The organism is Pseudomonas sp. 13B_2.1_Bac1 (assembly GCF_025466155.1).
Lineage (GTDB): Bacteria > Pseudomonadota > Gammaproteobacteria > Pseudomonadales > Pseudomonadaceae > Aquipseudomonas > Aquipseudomonas aylmerensis.
In genome coordinates this window covers 35433-52724 of the sequence record NZ_JANLOH010000108.1, presented here as the reverse complement: position 1 = coordinate 52724, position 17292 = coordinate 35433, and the positions used below count along the sequence as shown (strand labels likewise).

General features: G+C 61.6%; 15 protein-coding genes and 1 other RNA gene. 12 read left to right on the top strand and 4 right to left on the bottom strand.

What is annotated here, in order from left to right:
• Positions 1-21: 21 nt before the first annotated feature.
• The 3 genes from NTD80_RS27435 (at position 22) to NTD80_RS27425 (ending at position 4552) form a co-directional block, all read left to right on the top strand.
• Complete coding sequence (locus NTD80_RS27435; RefSeq protein WP_262135573.1) at positions 22-2751, top strand: LuxR C-terminal-related transcriptional regulator; 2730 nt, start codon at positions 22-24, stop codon at positions 2749-2751.
• A 148-nt stretch (positions 2752-2899) separates the two neighbouring features.
• On the top strand, positions 2900-3544 hold the full coding sequence (locus NTD80_RS27430) for an MBL fold metallo-hydrolase (RefSeq protein ID WP_065900793.1): 645 nt from the start codon (positions 2900-2902) through the stop codon (positions 3542-3544).
• A 234-nt stretch (positions 3545-3778) separates the two neighbouring features.
• Positions 3779-4552, top strand: coding sequence for an OmpA family protein (locus NTD80_RS27425; RefSeq protein ID WP_065900796.1), 774 nt, complete (start codon positions 3779-3781; stop codon positions 4550-4552).
• Between the two features lie 68 nt (positions 4553-4620).
• Here the strand turns inward: NTD80_RS27425 and NTD80_RS27420 are convergent, their stop codons facing one another.
• The 4 genes from NTD80_RS27420 to NTD80_RS27405 all read right to left on the bottom strand — a co-directional run bounded on the left by NTD80_RS27420 (position 4621) and on the right by NTD80_RS27405 (position 8067).
• The gene (locus tag NTD80_RS27420; protein WP_065900799.1) at positions 4621-5202 is read right to left on the bottom strand and encodes a BON domain-containing protein; all 582 of its coding nucleotides are present in this window, start codon (positions 5200-5202) and stop codon (positions 4621-4623) included.
• A complete protein-coding gene (locus NTD80_RS27415) occupies positions 5199-5792 on the bottom strand; it encodes a phosphoheptose isomerase (RefSeq protein WP_007972584.1) in 594 nt (197 codons plus the stop codon). The genes NTD80_RS27420 and NTD80_RS27415 overlap by 4 nt, the downstream gene beginning before the upstream one ends.
• A gap of 92 nt (positions 5793-5884) precedes the next feature.
• Complete coding sequence (locus NTD80_RS27410) at positions 5885-6256, bottom strand: YraN family protein (RefSeq protein ID WP_065900802.1); 372 nt, start codon at positions 6254-6256, stop codon at positions 5885-5887.
• Entirely contained in the window at positions 6256-8067 is a 1812-nt protein-coding gene (locus tag NTD80_RS27405) for a penicillin-binding protein activator (RefSeq protein ID WP_262135572.1), read from the bottom strand. The genes NTD80_RS27410 and NTD80_RS27405 overlap by 1 nt, the downstream gene beginning before the upstream one ends.
• 209 nt (positions 8068-8276) lie before the next feature.
• Here NTD80_RS27405 and rsmI point away from each other — a divergent pair, with 209 nt between their 5' ends.
• The 9 genes from rsmI to mraY all read left to right on the top strand — a co-directional run bounded on the left by rsmI (position 8277) and on the right by mraY (position 17292).
• Positions 8277-9149: a 16S rRNA (cytidine(1402)-2'-O)-methyltransferase gene (gene rsmI, locus NTD80_RS27400; protein ID WP_262135571.1), complete on the top strand. Its 873-nt coding sequence runs from the start codon at positions 8277-8279 to the stop codon at positions 9147-9149.
• Between the two features lie 95 nt (positions 9150-9244).
• An RNA gene (gene rnpB / locus NTD80_RS27395) (RNase P RNA component class A) lies at positions 9245-9598 on the top strand.
• Between the two features lie 354 nt (positions 9599-9952).
• Positions 9953-10408: a division/cell wall cluster transcriptional repressor MraZ gene (gene mraZ, locus NTD80_RS27390; RefSeq protein ID WP_003171868.1), complete on the top strand. Its 456-nt coding sequence runs from the start codon at positions 9953-9955 to the stop codon at positions 10406-10408.
• Entirely contained in the window at positions 10405-11352 is a 948-nt protein-coding gene (rsmH, locus tag NTD80_RS27385) for a 16S rRNA (cytosine(1402)-N(4))-methyltransferase RsmH (RefSeq protein WP_410017439.1), read from the top strand. Before mraZ ends, rsmH begins: the two co-directional genes overlap by 4 nt.
• Positions 11349-11642, top strand: a complete 294-nt coding sequence (gene ftsL, locus NTD80_RS27380; protein ID WP_003188663.1) for a cell division protein FtsL — start codon at positions 11349-11351, stop codon at positions 11640-11642. Before rsmH ends, ftsL begins: the two co-directional genes overlap by 4 nt.
• Positions 11642-13384, top strand: a complete 1743-nt coding sequence (locus NTD80_RS27375; RefSeq protein ID WP_262135580.1) for a peptidoglycan D,D-transpeptidase FtsI family protein — start codon at positions 11642-11644, stop codon at positions 13382-13384. The genes ftsL and NTD80_RS27375 overlap by 1 nt, the downstream gene beginning before the upstream one ends.
• The gene (locus NTD80_RS27370; protein WP_106805131.1) at positions 13384-14847 is read left to right on the top strand and encodes a UDP-N-acetylmuramoyl-L-alanyl-D-glutamate--2,6-diaminopimelate ligase; all 1464 of its coding nucleotides are present in this window, start codon (positions 13384-13386) and stop codon (positions 14845-14847) included. Before NTD80_RS27375 ends, NTD80_RS27370 begins: the two co-directional genes overlap by 1 nt.
• Complete coding sequence (gene murF, locus NTD80_RS27365) at positions 14840-16210, top strand: UDP-N-acetylmuramoyl-tripeptide--D-alanyl-D-alanine ligase (RefSeq protein WP_262135570.1); 1371 nt, start codon at positions 14840-14842, stop codon at positions 16208-16210. The genes NTD80_RS27370 and murF overlap by 8 nt, the downstream gene beginning before the upstream one ends.
• Entirely contained in the window at positions 16210-17292 is a 1083-nt protein-coding gene (gene mraY / locus NTD80_RS27360) for a phospho-N-acetylmuramoyl-pentapeptide-transferase (protein ID WP_003171875.1), read from the top strand. Before murF ends, mraY begins: the two co-directional genes overlap by 1 nt.

Below are 17292 nucleotides of genomic sequence, written 5' to 3'. Positions count from 1 at the left end.
GCCTTCTACAAGAGCCCGGCGATGACTGATCTGTCCCGAATCCAAGGGCCTGCCAGCGCGGTAATCCCGACCCTGGAAGGTCGTTTCTACAGGCCACCGCTGCCTGACGGCTACGTGCTGCGACCGCGTTTGTGCGAACGCCTGGCTGCTGGGCTGGAAGGTCGCCTGCTCTTGGTCAGCGCACCAGCGGGGTTCGGCAAGAGTTCGTTGGCGGTGGAGTTCTGCCAGGACTTGCCTGCTCACTGGCAAAGCCTGTGGTTGGGCCTGAGCCCGCGCGACAATGACCCCGGGCGTTTCCTCGAGCGCCTGCTCGATGGCTTGCAGCAATTCTTCCCGCAACTTGGCGCCCAATCCCTGGGCCTGCTGAAGATGCGCCAGCGTCACCAACCTTTCGCCTTTGAAGAGTGGCTCGATGGCCTGCTCGATGAACTGACCGTACACCTGTCCAGCCGTGCACCGCTGTTGCTGGTGCTGGATGACTACCATCTGGCCCAGGGCCCGGTGCTCGACCGCTGCCTGCAATTTTTCCTCAATCATTTGCCTGATGGGCTGGTGGTGCTGGTCACCAGTCGCCAGCGGCCGGATTGGCATTTGGCGCGCCTGCGCCTGTCGCGGCACTTGCTCGAGTTGCATGAACAGGATTTGCGCCTGACCCATGCCGAATCCCTGGCCGTGCTGGACCACCACAGCAGTTCATTGCGCGGCGAGGCCCTCGACAACCTGATCCGCCGCAGTGAGGGCTGGGTTGCCGGCCTGCGTTTCTGGTTGCTGGCTGCGTCCGAAGCCGGCAGTGAAGGCGCCTTGCCGCAAAGCCTGCATGGCGGTGAAGGGCTGATTCGCGATTACCTGTTGGAGGAGGTGATCGATTGCTTGCCGGCCGAAGTCCAGGCCTTCCTGTTCGACACCGCCCCCCAGGAGCGCTTTTGCAGCGAGCTGTGCGACGCGGTGCGCGAAGCCCACGACAGCGCTGAAATCCTGCGGTACCTGCAATCCCACCAGGTGTTCCTGGTGCCGCTGGATGAGCAGGGCCATTGGTTCCGGTATCACCATCTGTTCTCCGACCTGCTGCGCACCCGCCGTGCCAGCAGCAATGTGCTGCCTGCCGCCAGCCTGCACCTGCGTGCCTGCCGTTGGTTCAACGCCCAGGGCTTGATCGACGAGGCGGTAGAGCAGGCGCTGCGCGCAGGGCATCTGGATGTGGCCGCCAACCTGGTACAGAACCTGTCCGAGGAGCAGCTGCTGGCCGAGCAGAATGTCGGCATGCTGCTGCGCTGGAAAATGGACTTGCCCGACAGCCTGTTGATCAGTACGCCGCGCTTGATCGTGCTCTACAGCTGGGCCTTGGGCCTGGCCTGCCAGTTGGACGCGGCGGAAGAGTTGTCGAGCTACCTCAGCCGTTTCCTGCCGGCACCGTCGGCAACCGCGCAGAAATCGATGCTGGCCCAATGGTTGGCGCTGAGCGGGATCATCGCGCGTGGGCGGGGCGATCGCGAGCTGACCCAGCGTTATTGCAGCGAAGCCTTGGAAAGCCTGCCGCAACGCCGTTATGGCCAACGGCTGATGTGCCTGTCGACCCTTTCGAACCTGGCCATCGTCGACGCCGACCTGTGGCGCGCGCGCGGCTTGAATCGCGAGTCGCTGGAGCTGGCGCAGCGCGTCGGCAACCCGCTGTTCGAGGCGCTGGCGCATTACGACCGCGCGCGGGTACTGCAGGCGCGCGGTGAAATCCTGCGGTCTTTGGATGAAGTTCGCCAAGGCCTGCAGCGCCTGCACGGGCTGGCTCCACAGCGGCTTTATGCGGTGCGCGCGCGGTTATCGCTCTATGAAGGTTATCTGTTGCTGGTCCGGTTCGAGCCCGAGGCCGGCCTGGCTCGCCTGCGTGCCGGTCTCGCCGAGGCCCGTGCGTGCCGCGACATCAGTGTGCTGATCGGACATTGTGTGATCGCCAGTTTCGAAGGGCGCCGCGCGGATTTCCCCAAGGCCTTCGCCGAACTCGCCGAAGCCGAACGCCTGATGCACATCTGGGACGTGCCGCCGATCTACTACCTGGCGATGATTACCCTGATCAAATGCGAACTCTGGCTGGCCCAGGGTCGCACCGACCTGGCTGACGCCTGGCTGACGCGCCTGGGGCAAACCTACAACGGTGAACACGCCGCTGCGGCGCCGGAGTTTCATCCCCATTTGCCGCAACATATCGGGCTGCAACAGGCTGCACTGGATGCCACTCGCCATCAGCCCGAGGCGGCGCTGCAACGGCTTGAGGCGTTGGCGCAACAGGCCCACAACAGCGGGCGCCAGATGATTGCCCTGATGGCCCTGACTCAACAGGCGCAGTTGTTGCTCGAGAACGGCGACGAGGCCAAGGCTCGACCGATAGTGGCACAGGCGCTCGAGGCGGGGGCGGGCGGTGCTCTGCAACCGTTCCAGCGGCTGCTGGAAAACCACCCGGACTGGATGCGCGAGCAAGTCGGCAAGGATCCCCACGGTTTGCTCAATCAGAGCCTCCTGGCCCGGTTGCCGGCGGTCATTGTGGTCGAGGCGTCACCCAACCACGAAACCTTGAGCGCCCGCGAGCTGGCGGTCCTGCAATTGATCGCCCAGGGCTGTTCGAACCAGGAAATCAGCAACCGATTGTTCATCTCCCTGCACACGGTCAAGACCCACGCGAGCCATATCAACAGCAAGCTCGGGGTAGAGCGGCGCACCCAGGCGGTGGCGCGGGCGCAGGAATTGAGGCTGATTGGGTAAAGAATCCAGCTTCCTGCCGACCGAGCCTGTCAGGGTGAGCAAGCGTTCTGTGGCGAGCGAGCTTGCTCGCGTTCGGCTGCGCCGCCGCGCCATTCTGTTTTAATAGTGCAATCAGAACATCACCTTGCACTTGCACCAGAGGCCCGCCATGAACACCCCCAAGCCGACACTCATCCGCGAAACCTTTCCCGTCGGCCCGTTGCAGTGCAACTGCACCATCATCGGCGATCCCGTCACTAAAAAGGCCATCGTGGTCGACCCGGGCGGCAATCACGAATTGATCCTGGCACGTCTCGATGCGCTGGGCCTGAAAGTGGTGAGCATCATCCACACTCACGCTCATCTCGATCACTTCCTGGCATCGGGCCAGTTGAAAGAGAAAACCGGCGCCACCCTGCATCTGCACAAGGAGGACCAATTCCTCTGGGACAACCTGGAAATGCAATGCCAGATGTTTGGTGTGCCCTACACCCCGGTGCCCGCGCCGGACCGCTGGCTGGCCGATGACGAAGAGCTGGCCTGCGGTTGCGGTGTGGCTCTGCATACGCCGGGGCACACGCCGGGGTCGATGAGTTTCTGGTTTGCGGAAGCCAAGCTGCTGATTGCCGGCGACACGCTGTTTCGGCGCGGAGTCGGCCGCACGGACTTGTGGGGCGGTGACCAGGCAACGATCGTGCGTTCGATCAAGCAGCGACTCTACACACTCGACGAAGGTGCGACGGTGGTGACGGGGCATGGACCGGATACGCGCCTGGGGGATGAGATGCGCGAGAACCCGTTTGTAAGGGCGTGAAGGACTAATCCCAAAGGCATGGCTGACCTTTAGCGGGCAAACGTTGTAGCAAAAAACACAGGTCGCATTCAGGAACCGTCTGCTACGGTTTCTGTAGCGGCGATGGTGGCCAATGTTTTGTTCCAGGCCCGCACGTGGTCGCGGAATTTTTACCGGCTGTCGTGTTCCAAACTCGGCACAGGTCCATTGCCAATGTCCTTTGCACCACAGAATGCAAAAGTAGGAGCTCCCCTCATGTTCACTTCGCGTCGTCTGCTTGTTGTCGCTACTGTCGTAGCCCTGTTATCCGGCTGCGCTTCACCTAATCCTTATGACGGCAGCAGCCAGGGACAGGCGAGTAATGAATCCGGCGGTATCAGCAAGACCGCCAAGTACGGTGGCCTGGGCGCCCTGGCAGGCGCATTGGCAGGTGCGGCCATCGACCATAACAACCGTGGCAAGGGCGCACTGATCGGTGGCGCCATCGCCGGTATCGGCGCTGCAGGCTACGGCTACTACGCCGACCAGCAGGAAAAGAAACTGCGCGAGAGCATGGCCAACACCGGGGTTGAAGTTCAGCGCCAGGGTGACCAGATCAAGCTGATCATGCCGGGCAACATCACCTTCGCCACCAACTCGGATGCGATCTCCAGCAGCTTTTACCAACCGCTGAATAACCTGGCCAACTCGCTCAAGCAGTTCAACCAGAACACCATTCAGATCGTTGGCTACACCGACAGCACCGGCAGCCGCCAGCTGAACATGGATCTGTCCCAGCGTCGTGCGCAGAGCGTGGCCAACTACCTGACCTCGCAAGGCGTGAGCCCGACCAACCTGAGTGCCCGCGGTGCCGGCCCGGATAACCCGATTGCCAGCAACGCCGACGTCAACGGTCGTGCCCAGAACCGTCGCGTCGAAGTGAACCTCGGCCCGATCCCTGGCCAGCAATACGGTCAGCCAGGTGCCCAGCAACAAGCGCCGCAGCAGAACAACCAGTTCCAGGGCAACCCGTACTCGCAGTACCAGTAAACTTTCGCCAATAAAAAGGGCGCCGTGCAGTCAATGCACGGCGCCCTTTTTTGTGGCTGTCGGTTACATCAGTCGATGTACTCGAACACCTTCACGATTTTTTGCACGCCGGACACGCCTTGCACCAGGTTGGCTGCGCGAGTGGCTTCGGCCTGGGTCAGCAGGCCCATCAGGTAGACGATACCGTTGTCGGTGACGACCTTGATGCGCGAACCGGGGATCGCATTGTCGGTGAGCATCTGCGCCTTGATCTTGGTGGTCAGCAGGGCGTCGTTGCTGATGGCCAGCAGGGTGATCGGTTCCATGACCTGCAATTCGTTGTGGACCTTCTTGACCCGCTGCACGGCCGACGCCGCTTGTTCGGCCTGGGCCTTGAGGTCGGCGCGCGGGGTCTGGCCAGCGAGCAGCACCACACCGTTGAAGCTGGTGACGACGATGCGCGAGGCGCCGTTGCCCAGGTCCGTGGCGGCCTTGGCGACGTTCACTTCGACCTTGGTTTCGATCAGCGAGTCATCAATCTTGCTGCCGAAGGTGCGGGTACCCTTGTCATCCTGAATGGGGGTGTCTCGTGTCGCGGTGATGGCCGTGCTGCAACCGCTGATGCCGAGGCACAGCGCAATAGCCAATAGGCTGAGACGTTTAACGGTCATTCTTCACTCCCGAACAGTTGGCTGTCGATCAGATCGCACAGGCAGTGGATCGCCAGCAGGTGGACTTCCTGAATACGTGCGGTGACATTGGCCGGGACGCGAATCTCCACGTCTTCAGGCAGCAGCAGCGAGGCCATGCCGCCGCCATCGCGTCCGGTCAATGCTACGACAATCATTTCGCGGTCATGTGCGGCCTGGATCGCTTGAATAATATTCGCCGAGTTGCCGCTGGTGGAAATCGCCAGCAGCACATCGCCCGGTTGGCCCAGGGCGCGGATCTGCTTGGAGAAGATTTCGTTGTAGCTGTAGTCGTTGGCGATCGAGGTGATCGTCGACGAGTCGGTCGTCAGGGCGATGGCCGGCAGGCTCGGGCGTTCACGCTCGAAGCGGTTGAGCAGTTCGGACGAGAAATGCTGGGCATCGCCGGCTGAACCGCCGTTGCCGCACGAAAGCATTTTGCCCTCGTTGAGCAAGGCGTTGACCATGACCTGACTGGCTTGCTCGATGTGCGGTGCAAGTACTTCCATCGCCTGTTGCTTGGTGTCGATGCTGGCCTGGAAAAGCTGGCGAATTCGGGATTGCATGTCCATCTGTGTGACCTTAAGTAGCGCGGCTGTTTGGCACAGGAATGTGCAGCCCGCAAAGCAAAGAGCAAAAGTGTGTGGTGAAGATGTCCGGTGAATCAGCTGTCGAAGGCACTCTTGAGCCATCTCAGATCAGCAGAACCCGACGGTGTGCTTTCTATGGCAACCACATCGAAACGGCAGGGGGAATCGGCCCAGCGATGCTCTTTCTGCAGGAAAAACTGCGCGGCGAGTATCAGCTTCTGACGCTTGCGCCCGTCAATACTGGCGAGCGCGCCACCCCATTGTGCGTGTTTTCTGTAGCGGACTTCGACGAATACTACTGTATCGCCGTCAAGCATGACCAGATCAAGCTCGCCGCGTTTACATAACCAGTTCTGCGCCAGAAGGCGCAGACCCTGTTGTTGCAGATGTTTCAGAGCTTGAAGTTCGGCATCCTTGCCGCTTTGCGCGCGGGACCGCTCGGGCATCAGCGCGGGGTGTCCGGCAGGCGTTGGATATCGCCACCGACGAACTTGGCCCACGGCATCTGGCGGTCAACGCGCTGGTTGGTGTTGATGCCCAGGCTGCCCGAAAGGCCGTCAACGCGGGTATCCGGGAGCGCCTTCAGCTGACCCAGGCGCGGCGCCAGGCGGTAGGCATCGACACCCATCGCATACAGGCGGCCGAGGCTGCCATTGGCTTGTGGCCATTGCGCGGCAACCTGGTTGCGCAGTGGGTCGGTGGTGTTCAGCAGCCAAGGGGTTTCGCAGAACATCACGTTGGTCATGTCCAGGTACTGGTTCTTGTCACCGCTGGCGCTGAACACGTGGGAGGTCGCGTACACCGGCACGTCACCGGCATATTGGAAGTTCAGGGTCGGCTTGATCTGCTGGGCCAGTTGCGGGGTCACGGCCAGGAAGATGAACTCGATGTCCTGGCGACGCGACGGCTGTGCCGCTACGTCGGTGCCCACAGTGCTTTGCAGGCTCTTGGCGCGGCCTTCGCTTTTACGCAGCTGGAACAAGTCGGCAATTTGCTGGGCGAGGGCAACAGGCTGGTCGACATACTCGACACCGACGACGGTGCCGCCGTTGGCTTCCCAATCCTGGCGGAAGGCCTTGTAGACACGCTCGCCCCATTCGCCACGCGGCACCATGGCGGCAGCGCGGTGCAGGCCGTCAGCGCGGGCGCGGCGCGACACTTCGCGAGCTTCGTCTTCAGCCGCGAGGCCGAACTGGAACAGTTGCGCCGGGCTCTGATCGGTCTCGCTGTAGTTCAGCGCCAGGGTAGTGATCGGCAATTGCGGGCGTGCGCTCAGCTGTTTGACCAGTGGCTTCTCCAGCGGGCCGACCACCAGTTGCACGCCGGCAGCCTGGGCCTTGGCGTAGAAGTCGTCGAGGGAAGTGAGGCGCGAGCTGTCATAGAACTCGATGACAGGCGGCTTCTGCCCGGCTTGTTCAGCCTGGTAGTGCGCGGCCATGAAACCTTCACGCAACGCCTTGCCGACACCGGCCAGCGGGCCGTCCTGTGGCAGCAGCAGGGCGATCTTGTTCAAGGGCTGGCTGGCCAGCTCCTTGAGCTTGGTCAGCGGCGTCGGCAGCTGCACGGCCGCCGGGTGTCCCGGGTTCTGCGCGCGCCAGGTGTCGATGGCCGCTTGCTGCTGTTCCAGCGTACCGGCGCCCTTAACCGACTGGGCCAGGGTGATCCAGCCGTCGAGCACCGGGTTGCCGCTGGCTTGCAGCTGTTCGGCCGGCAGGGCGGCGATCAACGTCCAGATGGCTTCGTGGTTGCTGCGGGCGGCGTCACCGGTCAGCAGCGGGGCCATGGCCACGCGTTCGCGGGCGGCGGCCAACGTCTGGCCATCGGCTTCATAAGCGCGGGCGTGCACGCTGCCGGTGCGGATCTGCTGTTCGGCCGGCAGGTCCTTCAGGCTTTGCAGGCTCGGATGGTTGAGGGCCGTCAACGCAGCCTTGGGCTGGTTGCGAGCCATCGCCAGCTCAGCGGCCAGGGTGCTGGCAAAGACTTGCGCAGCTGGCTTGAGGACGTCCAGTGGCACCTGCGCAAGGATCTGCGCCGAGCGGCCAGGATTGTTCTGCTTGTAGGCCATGTCAGCCGCACTCAGGCGCAGCAATGCGGCCTTTTCTGGCGTCTTGGCGGTAGTGGCCTGTTCGAGCAGTTGCTCGATACTGGCGTCCGGGGTCCGTGGAAGGTCGCCAAGGCTGGACGAGGGCGAGCTGGCGCAAGCGGCCAGCAAGGCAGCGAGGCAGAGGGCGGAGAGCAGCCGCAGGCAAGCGATCATGTAAGTGTTCCTGATACCGATCAAATTAGCGTGGAATTGTACCCAAGCACTGGCCCAGGCGCGATGTTACTGGCGTGAAACCGTCGATTTAGGTGGTGCAAATGTTGCTGTCGGGCGTCGACGGCTGAAAAGGCATCGGCCTTGATGGCATTTTTTCAAAGCGCCTACGCGCTACAATATGGCTTTTGCCAACCATCGAGGTGTGCGTTTTGACTGCTCCAGGTCCTTTGAATTCCACTGCAGGCTCGCTTTTTGTCGTGGCGACGCCCATTGGCAACCTGGACGACATCAGTGCCCGGGCGCTGAAAGTGTTGCGCGAGGTTAAATTGATCGCGGCCGAAGACACGCGGCACTCCCAGCGCTTGATGCAGCATTTTGGTATCAGCACGCCATTGGCCGCCTGCCACGAGCACAACGAGCGCGAGGAAGGCAGCCGTTTTATCTTGCGTTTGCTGGCCGGCGACGACGTGGCGCTGATCTCCGATGCGGGCACACCGCTGATTTCCGACCCGGGCTATCACTTGGTCCGCCAGGCGCGGGCCGCTGGTATCAATGTAGTGCCTGTTCCGGGAGCGTGCGCGCTGATCGCTGCATTATCCGCGGCGGGGTTGCCGTCCGACCGCTTTATTTTCGAGGGTTTCCTGCCCGCCAAGGCGGTCGGGCGGCGTGCGCGTCTTCAGGCCTTGAAGGAAGAGCCGCGCACCCTGATCTTCTACGAAGCCCCTCATCGGATTCTCGAATGCCTGCAGGACATGGAGCTGGTGTTCGGCGGCGAGCGCCTGGCGCTGCTCGCCCGTGAGCTGACCAAGACCTTCGAAACCCTCAAGGGGCTGCCGCTTGAAGAGCTGCGCGCCTTTGTCGAGGGTGACAGTAACCAGCAGCGCGGCGAGTGCGTGGTGTTGGTGGCAGGCTGGACTGCGCCGGAAGCGGACGACGCCGTGGGCAGTGAGGCGATGCGCATCCTCGATTTGTTGCTCAAGGAAATGCCACTCAAGCGCGCGGCAGCCCTGGCAGCGGAAATTACCGGGGTGCGCAAGAACCTGTTGTATCAAGTTGCGCTGGATAAACAGAAAACCGAATAGTTCCGCAGGTAATCCTGTATTCCGTCTGAACGTGATGGCAATGCTGCACTTTAATACTTGTCCTCAAGCCGCCGTGCCGTTAACCTGCGCGGCGGAGAGTCGATTGGACAGTCGCTGCCCTCTATGAAAATTAGGGGGGGGAGGAAAGTCCGGGCTCCATAGGGCGAAGTGCCAGGTAATGCCTGGGAGGCGTGAGCCTACGGAAAGTGCCACAGAAAATAACCGCCTAAGCACTTCGGTGCCGGTAAGGGTGAAAAGGTGCGGTAAGAGCGCACCGCACGTCTGGCAACAGTTCGTGGCTAGGTAAACCCCACTTGGAGCAAGACCAAATAGGGTCCCAAGGCGTGGCCCGCGCTGGGACCGGGTAGGTTGCTAAAGATGTCCAGTGATGGCCATCGTAGACGAATGACTGTTCAAGACAGAACCCGGCTTACAGATCGACTCTCCACCTTTTTCCTTTTGTCCGAATCTCGGGCAGAAACCCGGTAATAACGCAAGAATCCCTCCCTGCCGAATCATTGGCAGATGCATCTTCGTAATACCAAAAAAATCTTACTCTTAATAAATCACTTTAACTTTAAGCCATAGCTCTTTGAGCTAACTGCGCTTGCTGGGCCCAAAACATCGCCGAACTCTGGTTTCTCCTCCTTTTACGCTCCTAAATCTCCGTTCTGTAAGGCTTTTCCTTGAATCCGCGCCTTGACGGTGTGGTGGGCGCATTCCTATAGTGTGCGCAAGTGGCGGAAAGTGGCACAAAGTGGGTTTTTTGAACGTAAAACGCTAAAATTTGGAGAAACGCATCTGTGTTTCGCGGAGCTAACGCTATCAGTCTCGATGCAAAAGGCCGTCTCGCCATGCCGAGCCGGTATCGTGACGAGCTCATTTCGCGAAGTTCCGGACAGTTAATCATCACCATCGATGCCGTTGACCCTTGTTTGTGCGTTTACCCCCTCGATGAGTGGGAGTTGATTGAAACCAAGTTGCGCGCCTTGCCTTCATTGCGTGAAGAAAACCGCCGTCTGCAGCGATTGCTGATTGGTAATGCCGTCGACCTCGAACTCGATGGCAGTGGTCGTTTCCTGGTGCCCCCGCGTTTGCGCGAGTACGCCAAGCTCGATAAGCGCGCAATGCTGGTCGGCCAACTGAACAAGTTCCAATTGTGGGACGAAGATGCCTGGGATGCTGTTTCTGCAGCTGACCTGGCTGCTATTCAACAACCGGGCGCGATGCCTGATGAACTGCGTGATTTGATCCTGTGACTATTGATAGCGGCTTTAACCACATCACCGTACTGCTTGACGAAGCCGTTGAGGCTCTCGCCGTACGCGCGGATGGCTGCTATCTGGATGGCACCTTTGGCAGGGGCGGGCATAGCCGCTTGATACTCAGCCAGCTCGGATCCGACGGTAAGCTCCTCGGGTTCGACAAAGACCCTCAAGCGATTGCCACCGGGCAAGCGCTAGCGGCCGAAGACGGCCGCTTTGTCGTTGTGCAGCGCAGCTTTGCCGAGCTGGGTGCCGAAGTTGCCGAGCGCGGCATGGCGGGCAAGGTGGCCGGGGTTTTGCTCGACCTGGGCGTGTCCTCGCCACAGCTTGACGACCCGGAGCGCGGTTTCAGTTTCATGAACGACGGTCCGCTCGACATGCGCATGGACCCCGCCCGGGGTGTCAGTGCCGCGCAGTTCATCGCCACCGCACCGGTGGAAGAAATCGCCCGTGTCTTCAAGGAATACGGTGAAGAACGCTTCGCCGGTCGCATGGCGCGTGCCGTGGTCGAGCGCCGCGAAATCCAGCCGTTCGAGCGCACTGCCGATCTGGCCGAGGTGCTGAAAGTCGCCAACCCCGCGTGGGAAAAGGGCAAGAACCCGGCAACTCGCGCGTTCCAGGGCCTGCGCATTCACGTCAACAACGAATTGGGCGACCTGGAGGCTGGCCTCGAGGCGGCCCTCGAGGCGCTGGAAGTGGGCGGTCGCCTGGTGGTGATCAGCTTCCACTCCCTGGAAGACCGCATCGTCAAACTGTTCATGCGTCGCCTGGTCAAGGGCGAATCCGATAACCTGCCGCGCAACCTGCCGGTGCGTTTCGAAGCCTTTGTGCCGAAAATCAAAATCCATGGCAAAGCGCAGTTCGCTTCCGAAGCCGAACTCAAGGCCAACCCGCGTGCCCGCAGTGCCGTCATGCGTGTTGCGGAGAAGTTGCGGTGAGCAAGCTTTTCGCCAAGCCCCTCCCGGGCGGCAGCTTCTTTATGTTGCTGCTGTTTGTCGGCGTGCTGGTGTCCGCGATTGCGGTGTCTTACAGCGCCCACTGGAACCGCCAGTTGCTCAACACCCTCTACGGGGAGTTGAGCGTGCGCGATAAGGCCCAGGCAGAATGGGGTCGGTTGATCCTGGAGCAAAGCACCTGGACCGCCCACAGCCGTATCGAAGTGCTGGCCACCGAACAGCTGAAGATGCACATCCCGGGCGCGGCCGAAGTTCGGATGGTGGCGCCATGATGAAACTCGAAGGCGCACTCTACCCTTGGCGCTTCCGCCTGGTGCTCGGCTTGCTGGCACTGATGGTGGGGGCGATCGCCTGGCGGATCATCGACCTGCAAGTGGTCGACCGCGACTTCCTGATCGGTCAGGGCGATGCCCGCAGCCTGCGTCATATTCCTATTCCTGCACACCGCGGCCTGATCACCGACCGTAACGGCGAGCCCCTGGCCGTCAGTACGCCGGTGACGACCCTGTGGGCCAACGCCAAAGAGCTGCAGGTGGCCAAGGACCGCTGGCCGGCACTCGCCGCCGCCCTCGGCCAGGACCCGAAAGCCTTGGCTGAACGCCTGGAAGCCCAGGCCAACAAAGAATTCATCTATCTGGTTCGCGGCCTGACTCCCGAGCAAGGCCAGCAGGTGCTCGACCTTAAAGTCCCCGGTGTGTATGGCATCGAGGAATTCCGTCGTTTCTACCCGGCCGGTGAAACCACCGCGCATATGGTGGGCTTCACTGATATCGATGACCACGGCCGTGAAGGCGTGGAACTGGCCTACGATGAATGGCTGGCCGGGGTTCCCGGCAAACGACAAGTCATCAAGGATCGGCGCGGCAGACTGATCAAGGATGTCCAGGTCACCAAAAACGCCAAGGCCGGTAAGCCCTTGGCGTTGTCCATTGACCTGCGCCTGCAATACCTGGCCAACCGCGAGCTGCGTAACGCGATCATCGAGAACGGCGCCAAGGCCGGCAGCCTGGTGATCATGGACGTGAAGACCGGCGAGATCCTGGCCATGGTCAACCAGCCGACCTACAACCCGAACAACCGTCGCAACCTGCAACCGGCGATGATGCGTAACCGCGCCATGATCGACGTGTTCGAGCCGGGTTCGACCATGAAAGCCATCTCCATGAGTGCTGCCCTGGAAACCGGGCGCTGGAAACCCAGCGACAAGGTCGAGGTGTATCCGGGTACCTTGCAGTTGGGCAAATACACCATTCGTGACGTATCCCGTACCGAAGGTCCGGTGCTGGATTTGACAGGTATCCTGATCAACTCCAGTAACGTGGGCATGAGTAAGGTCGCCTTCGATATCGGCGGCGAGACCATCTACCACCTGGCACAGAAAATCGGTCTCGGCCAGCCTACCGGCCTGGACTTCCCAGGCGAGCGTGTCGGCAACCTGCCCAACTACCGCGACTGGAAAAAGGCCGAGACGGCCACGCTTTCCTATGGCTACGGCCTGTCGGTGACGGCGATTCAATTGGCGCACGCTTTCTCTGTATTGGCCAACAACGGCCGCATGGTTCCGTTGAGCCTGATCCATGTCGACGAGGCGCCGAAAGCCACCCAGGTGATCCCGGAAAACGTCGCCAAGACCATGCAAGGCATGCTGCAACAAGTGATCGAAGCACCGCGCGGCGTATTCCGTGCCCAGGTGCCGGCGTATCACGTGGCCGGCAAGTCGGGTACTGCGCGTAAGACCTCGGTGGGCACCAAGGGCTACGCCGAAAACTCCTACCGTTCGTTGTTCGCAGGCTTCGGCCCGATGAGCGATCCACGCTACGCCATCGTCGTGGTCATCGATGAACCGAGCAAAGCCGGTTACTTCGGTGGCCTGGTCTCGGCACCGGTGTTCAGCAAAGTGATGTCCGGCACCCTGCGCCTGATGAACATCACGCCGGACAATCTGCCGCCGACCCAACAAGCGAACGCCGGACCACCGGCCGCTGCTGTAAAAGCCAATGGAGGGCGCGGCTGATGTCTCTTAGCCTGAACAAGATTTTTGCCCATGCCGGTCGCGATCTGTTGATCCGCGAGCTGAGCCTGGACAGCCGTAATGTGCGCGCCGGTGACCTGTTCCTGGCGGTGCCTGGCGGCAAGTACGATGGTCGTGCGCATATCGCCGATGCCCTGCAGCGCGGTGCGGCTGCCGTAGCTTATGAAGTCGAAGGCGCCACCGTGCTGCCGATCACTGACGTGCCGTTGATTCCGGTCAAAGGCCTGGCTGCGCAGCTGTCGGACATTGCAGGGCGCTTTTATGGTGACCCGAGCCGTCACTTGAACCTGGTCGGCGTGACCGGCACCAATGGCAAGACCAGCGTGACCCAGCTTGTCGCGCAAGCGCTGGACCTGTTGGGCCAGCATTGCGGCATCGTCGGCACGTTGGGCACCGGTTTCTACGGCGCGCTGCAAAGCGGCCTGCACACCACGCCGAACCCGATTGCCGTGCAAGCGACCCTGGCCGACCTGAAGAAGGCCGGTGCCAAGGCGGTTGCCATGGAGGTTTCGTCCCATGGGCTGCACCAGGGGCGTGTTGCCGCGTTGGCCTTCGATGTGGCGGTGATGACCAACCTGTCCCGCGATCACTTGGACTACCACGGCACCATGCAAGCCTACGCCGCCGAGAAGGCCAAGCTATTTGCCTGGAATGACCTAAAGTGCCGGGTAGTGAACCTGGACGACGAATTCGGTCGGCAGCTGGCGGCTGAAGACCGTGAGTCGCGCCTGATCAGCTACAGCCTGGAAGATGCCAGCGCCTACCTGTATTGCCGCGACGCCCAGTTCAATGACGAAGGCGTGCGCGCCACGCTGGTGACGCCACAAGGCGAACACCATCTGCGCAGCAGCCTGCTCGGACGGTTCAACTTGAGTAACGTCCTCGCCGCCGTCGGCGCGTTGCTCGGCCTGGATTACGCGTTGGACGAAATCCTGCGCGTGCTGCCGAAGCTGGAAGGTCCGGTCGGCCGCATGCAGCGCCTGGGTGGCGGCAAGCAGCCGTTGGTGGTGGTCGACTACGCGCACACGCCGGATGCCCTGGAAAAAGTCCTGGTTGCCCTGCGTCCGCACGCCAAGGGCAAATTGCTCTGCCTGTTCGGCTGTGGCGGTGATCGCGATCGCGGCAAGCGTCCGTTGATGGCCGAGATCGTCGAGCGCCTGGCCGATGGCGTGCTGGTCACCGACGACAACCCGCGCAGCGAAGACCCGAGCCAGATTTTCGACGATATCCGCGTTGGTTTCAAAGATCCGTCCAAGGCCGCCTTCGTTGCCGGTCGCGGTGCAGCCATTGCCCAATTGATCGCCAGCGCCAGCGCTGATGACGTGGTGGTGCTGGCCGGTAAAGGTCACGAGGACTACCAGGAAATCAACGGTGAACGCCATGCCTTCTCCGATCTGGTCGAGGCTGATCACGCCTTGACGGCCTGGGAGGTCGCCCATGCTTAAGGCGATGAAATTCAGCGAACTGACCCAGGCCTTGTCGGCCCGTGTACTGTCGAGCGATTGCAGCTTCGACGGCGTCAGTATCGACAGCCGCAACATCAAGCCGGGGCAACTGTTTGTCGCCTTGGCCGGCCCGCGTTTCGACGGCCACGACTACCTGAATGACGTCGCCGCCAAAGGCGCCGTGGGTGCCTTGGTGCAGCGCGAAGTGGCGGACTCTACACTCCCGCAATTGCTGGTTGCCGATACGCGACTGGCCTTGGGTCAATTGGGCGCGCTGAACCGTGCCGCATTTACCCAGCCTGTGGCGGCCGTCACCGGCTCCAGCGGCAAGACCACGGTCAAGGAGCTGCTCGCCGGCATCCTGCGCACGCGCGGACCGGTGCTCGCCACCCGTGGCAACCTCAACAATGATTTTGGCGCACCGCTGACCCTGCTCGAACTGGCGCCGGAACACACTGCGGCGGTGATCGAACTGGGCGCATCGCGCGTCGGCGAAATCGCCTACACCGTGGCGCTGACCAAGCCCCACGTGGCAATCATCAGCAACGCCGGTACAGCCCATGTCGGTGAGTTCGGCGGCCCGGAAAAAATCGTCGAAGCCAAGGGTGAAATCCTCGAAGGCCTCGATGCCTCCGGGACGGCGGTATTGAACCTGGACGACAAGGCCTTCGACACCTGGCGTGTACGCGCCGCCGGTCGCAAGGTCCTGACGTTTTCCGTGCTCAACGCCGCGGCTGATTTCCACGCCTCCAACATCAGCGTCGATGCCCGTGGTTGCCCGTCCTTTACCTTGCATACCCCGCAAGGCAGCGAGCATGTGCAACTGAATCTGCTCGGCAACCATAACGTCGCCAACGCCTTGGCGGCTGCCGCTGCAGCATCCGCCCTGGGCGTGTCGCTGTTCGGTATCGCCACCGGGCTGGGTGCCGTGCAGCCGGTCAAGGGCCGCACCGTCGCGCAGCTGGCAACCAATGGCATGCGCGTGATTGATGACACCTACAACGCCAACCCGTCCTCCATCAATGCCGCTGTCGACCTGCTCAAAGGCTTCGCCGGGCGCAAGGTGCTGGTGCTGGGCGATATCGGTGAGCTGGGCGACTGGGCGGAGCAAGGCCATCGCGAAGTCGGCGCTTATGCCGCCGGCAAAGTCGACGCCCTCTACGCCGTGGGGCCGAACATGGCACACGCCGTCAATGCCTTCGGGCCCGGTGCGCGGCATTTCGCGACCCAGGCCGAGCTGATCCAGGCGTTGGGTGCCGCTGAACAAGACAAACACACAACCATTTTGATCAAGGGATCGCGCAGCGCGGTGATGGAAAACGTCGTCGCGGCCTTGTGTGGCTCAAGTACGGAGAAACATTAATGCTGCTGCTGCTGGCTGAGTATCTGCAACAGTTCCACAAAGGCTTCGCGGTCTTTCAGTACCTGACCCTGCGCGGGATCCTGGGTGTGCTGACCGCGCTGTCTTTGTCGCTGTTTCTGGGGCCGTGGATGATCCGCACTCTGCAGAACCTGCAAATTGGTCAATCGGTTCGCAATGACGGCCCGCAGTCGCACCTGTCCAAATCCGGCACCCCGACCATGGGCGGTGCGTTGATCCTGTCGTCCATCGGTATCAGCACCTTGCTGTGGGCCGACCTGCACAACCGCTACGTCTGGGTAGTGCTGCTGGTGACCCTGCTGTTCGGCGCCATCGGCTGGGTCGACGACTACCGCAAAGTCATCGAGAAAAACTCCAAGGGGCTGCCTAGCCGCTGGAAGTATTTCTGGCAGTCGGTGTTCGGTCTTGCCGCAGCGATCTTCCTCTACACCACGGCGCCAAGCGCAGTCGAAACCACCTTGATCATCCCGATGCTCAAGGACGCCAGCATTCCACTGGGCATCGGCTTCGTGGTGCTGACCTACTTCGTGATCGTCGGCTCCAGCAACGCGGTCAACCTCACCGACGGCCTCGACGGCCTGGCGATCATGCCAACGGTGATGGTCGGCGGTGCACTCGGCATCTTCTGCTACCTGTCGGGCAACGTGAAATTCGCCGAATACCTGCTGATCCCGTACGTACCGGGCGCGGGTGAGCTGATCGTGTTCTGCGGCGCACTGATCGGTGCGGGCCTGGGGTTCCTGTGGTTCAACACCTACCCCGCACAAGTCTTCATGGGCGACGTCGGCGCACTGGCGCTGGGCGCGGCCCTGGGCACCATCGCGGTGATCGTTCGCCAGGAAATCGTGCTGTTCATCATGGGCGGTGTGTTCGTGATGGAAACCCTGTCGGTGGTCATCCAGGTGGCCTCCTTCAAATTGACCGGGCGCCGCGTGTTCCGCATGGCGCCGATTCACCACCACTTTGAACTCAAGGGCTGGCCCGAGCCACGCGTGATTGTCCGCTTCTGGATCATCACCGTGATTCTGGTACTGGTCGGCCTTGCCACCCTGAAACTGAGGTAG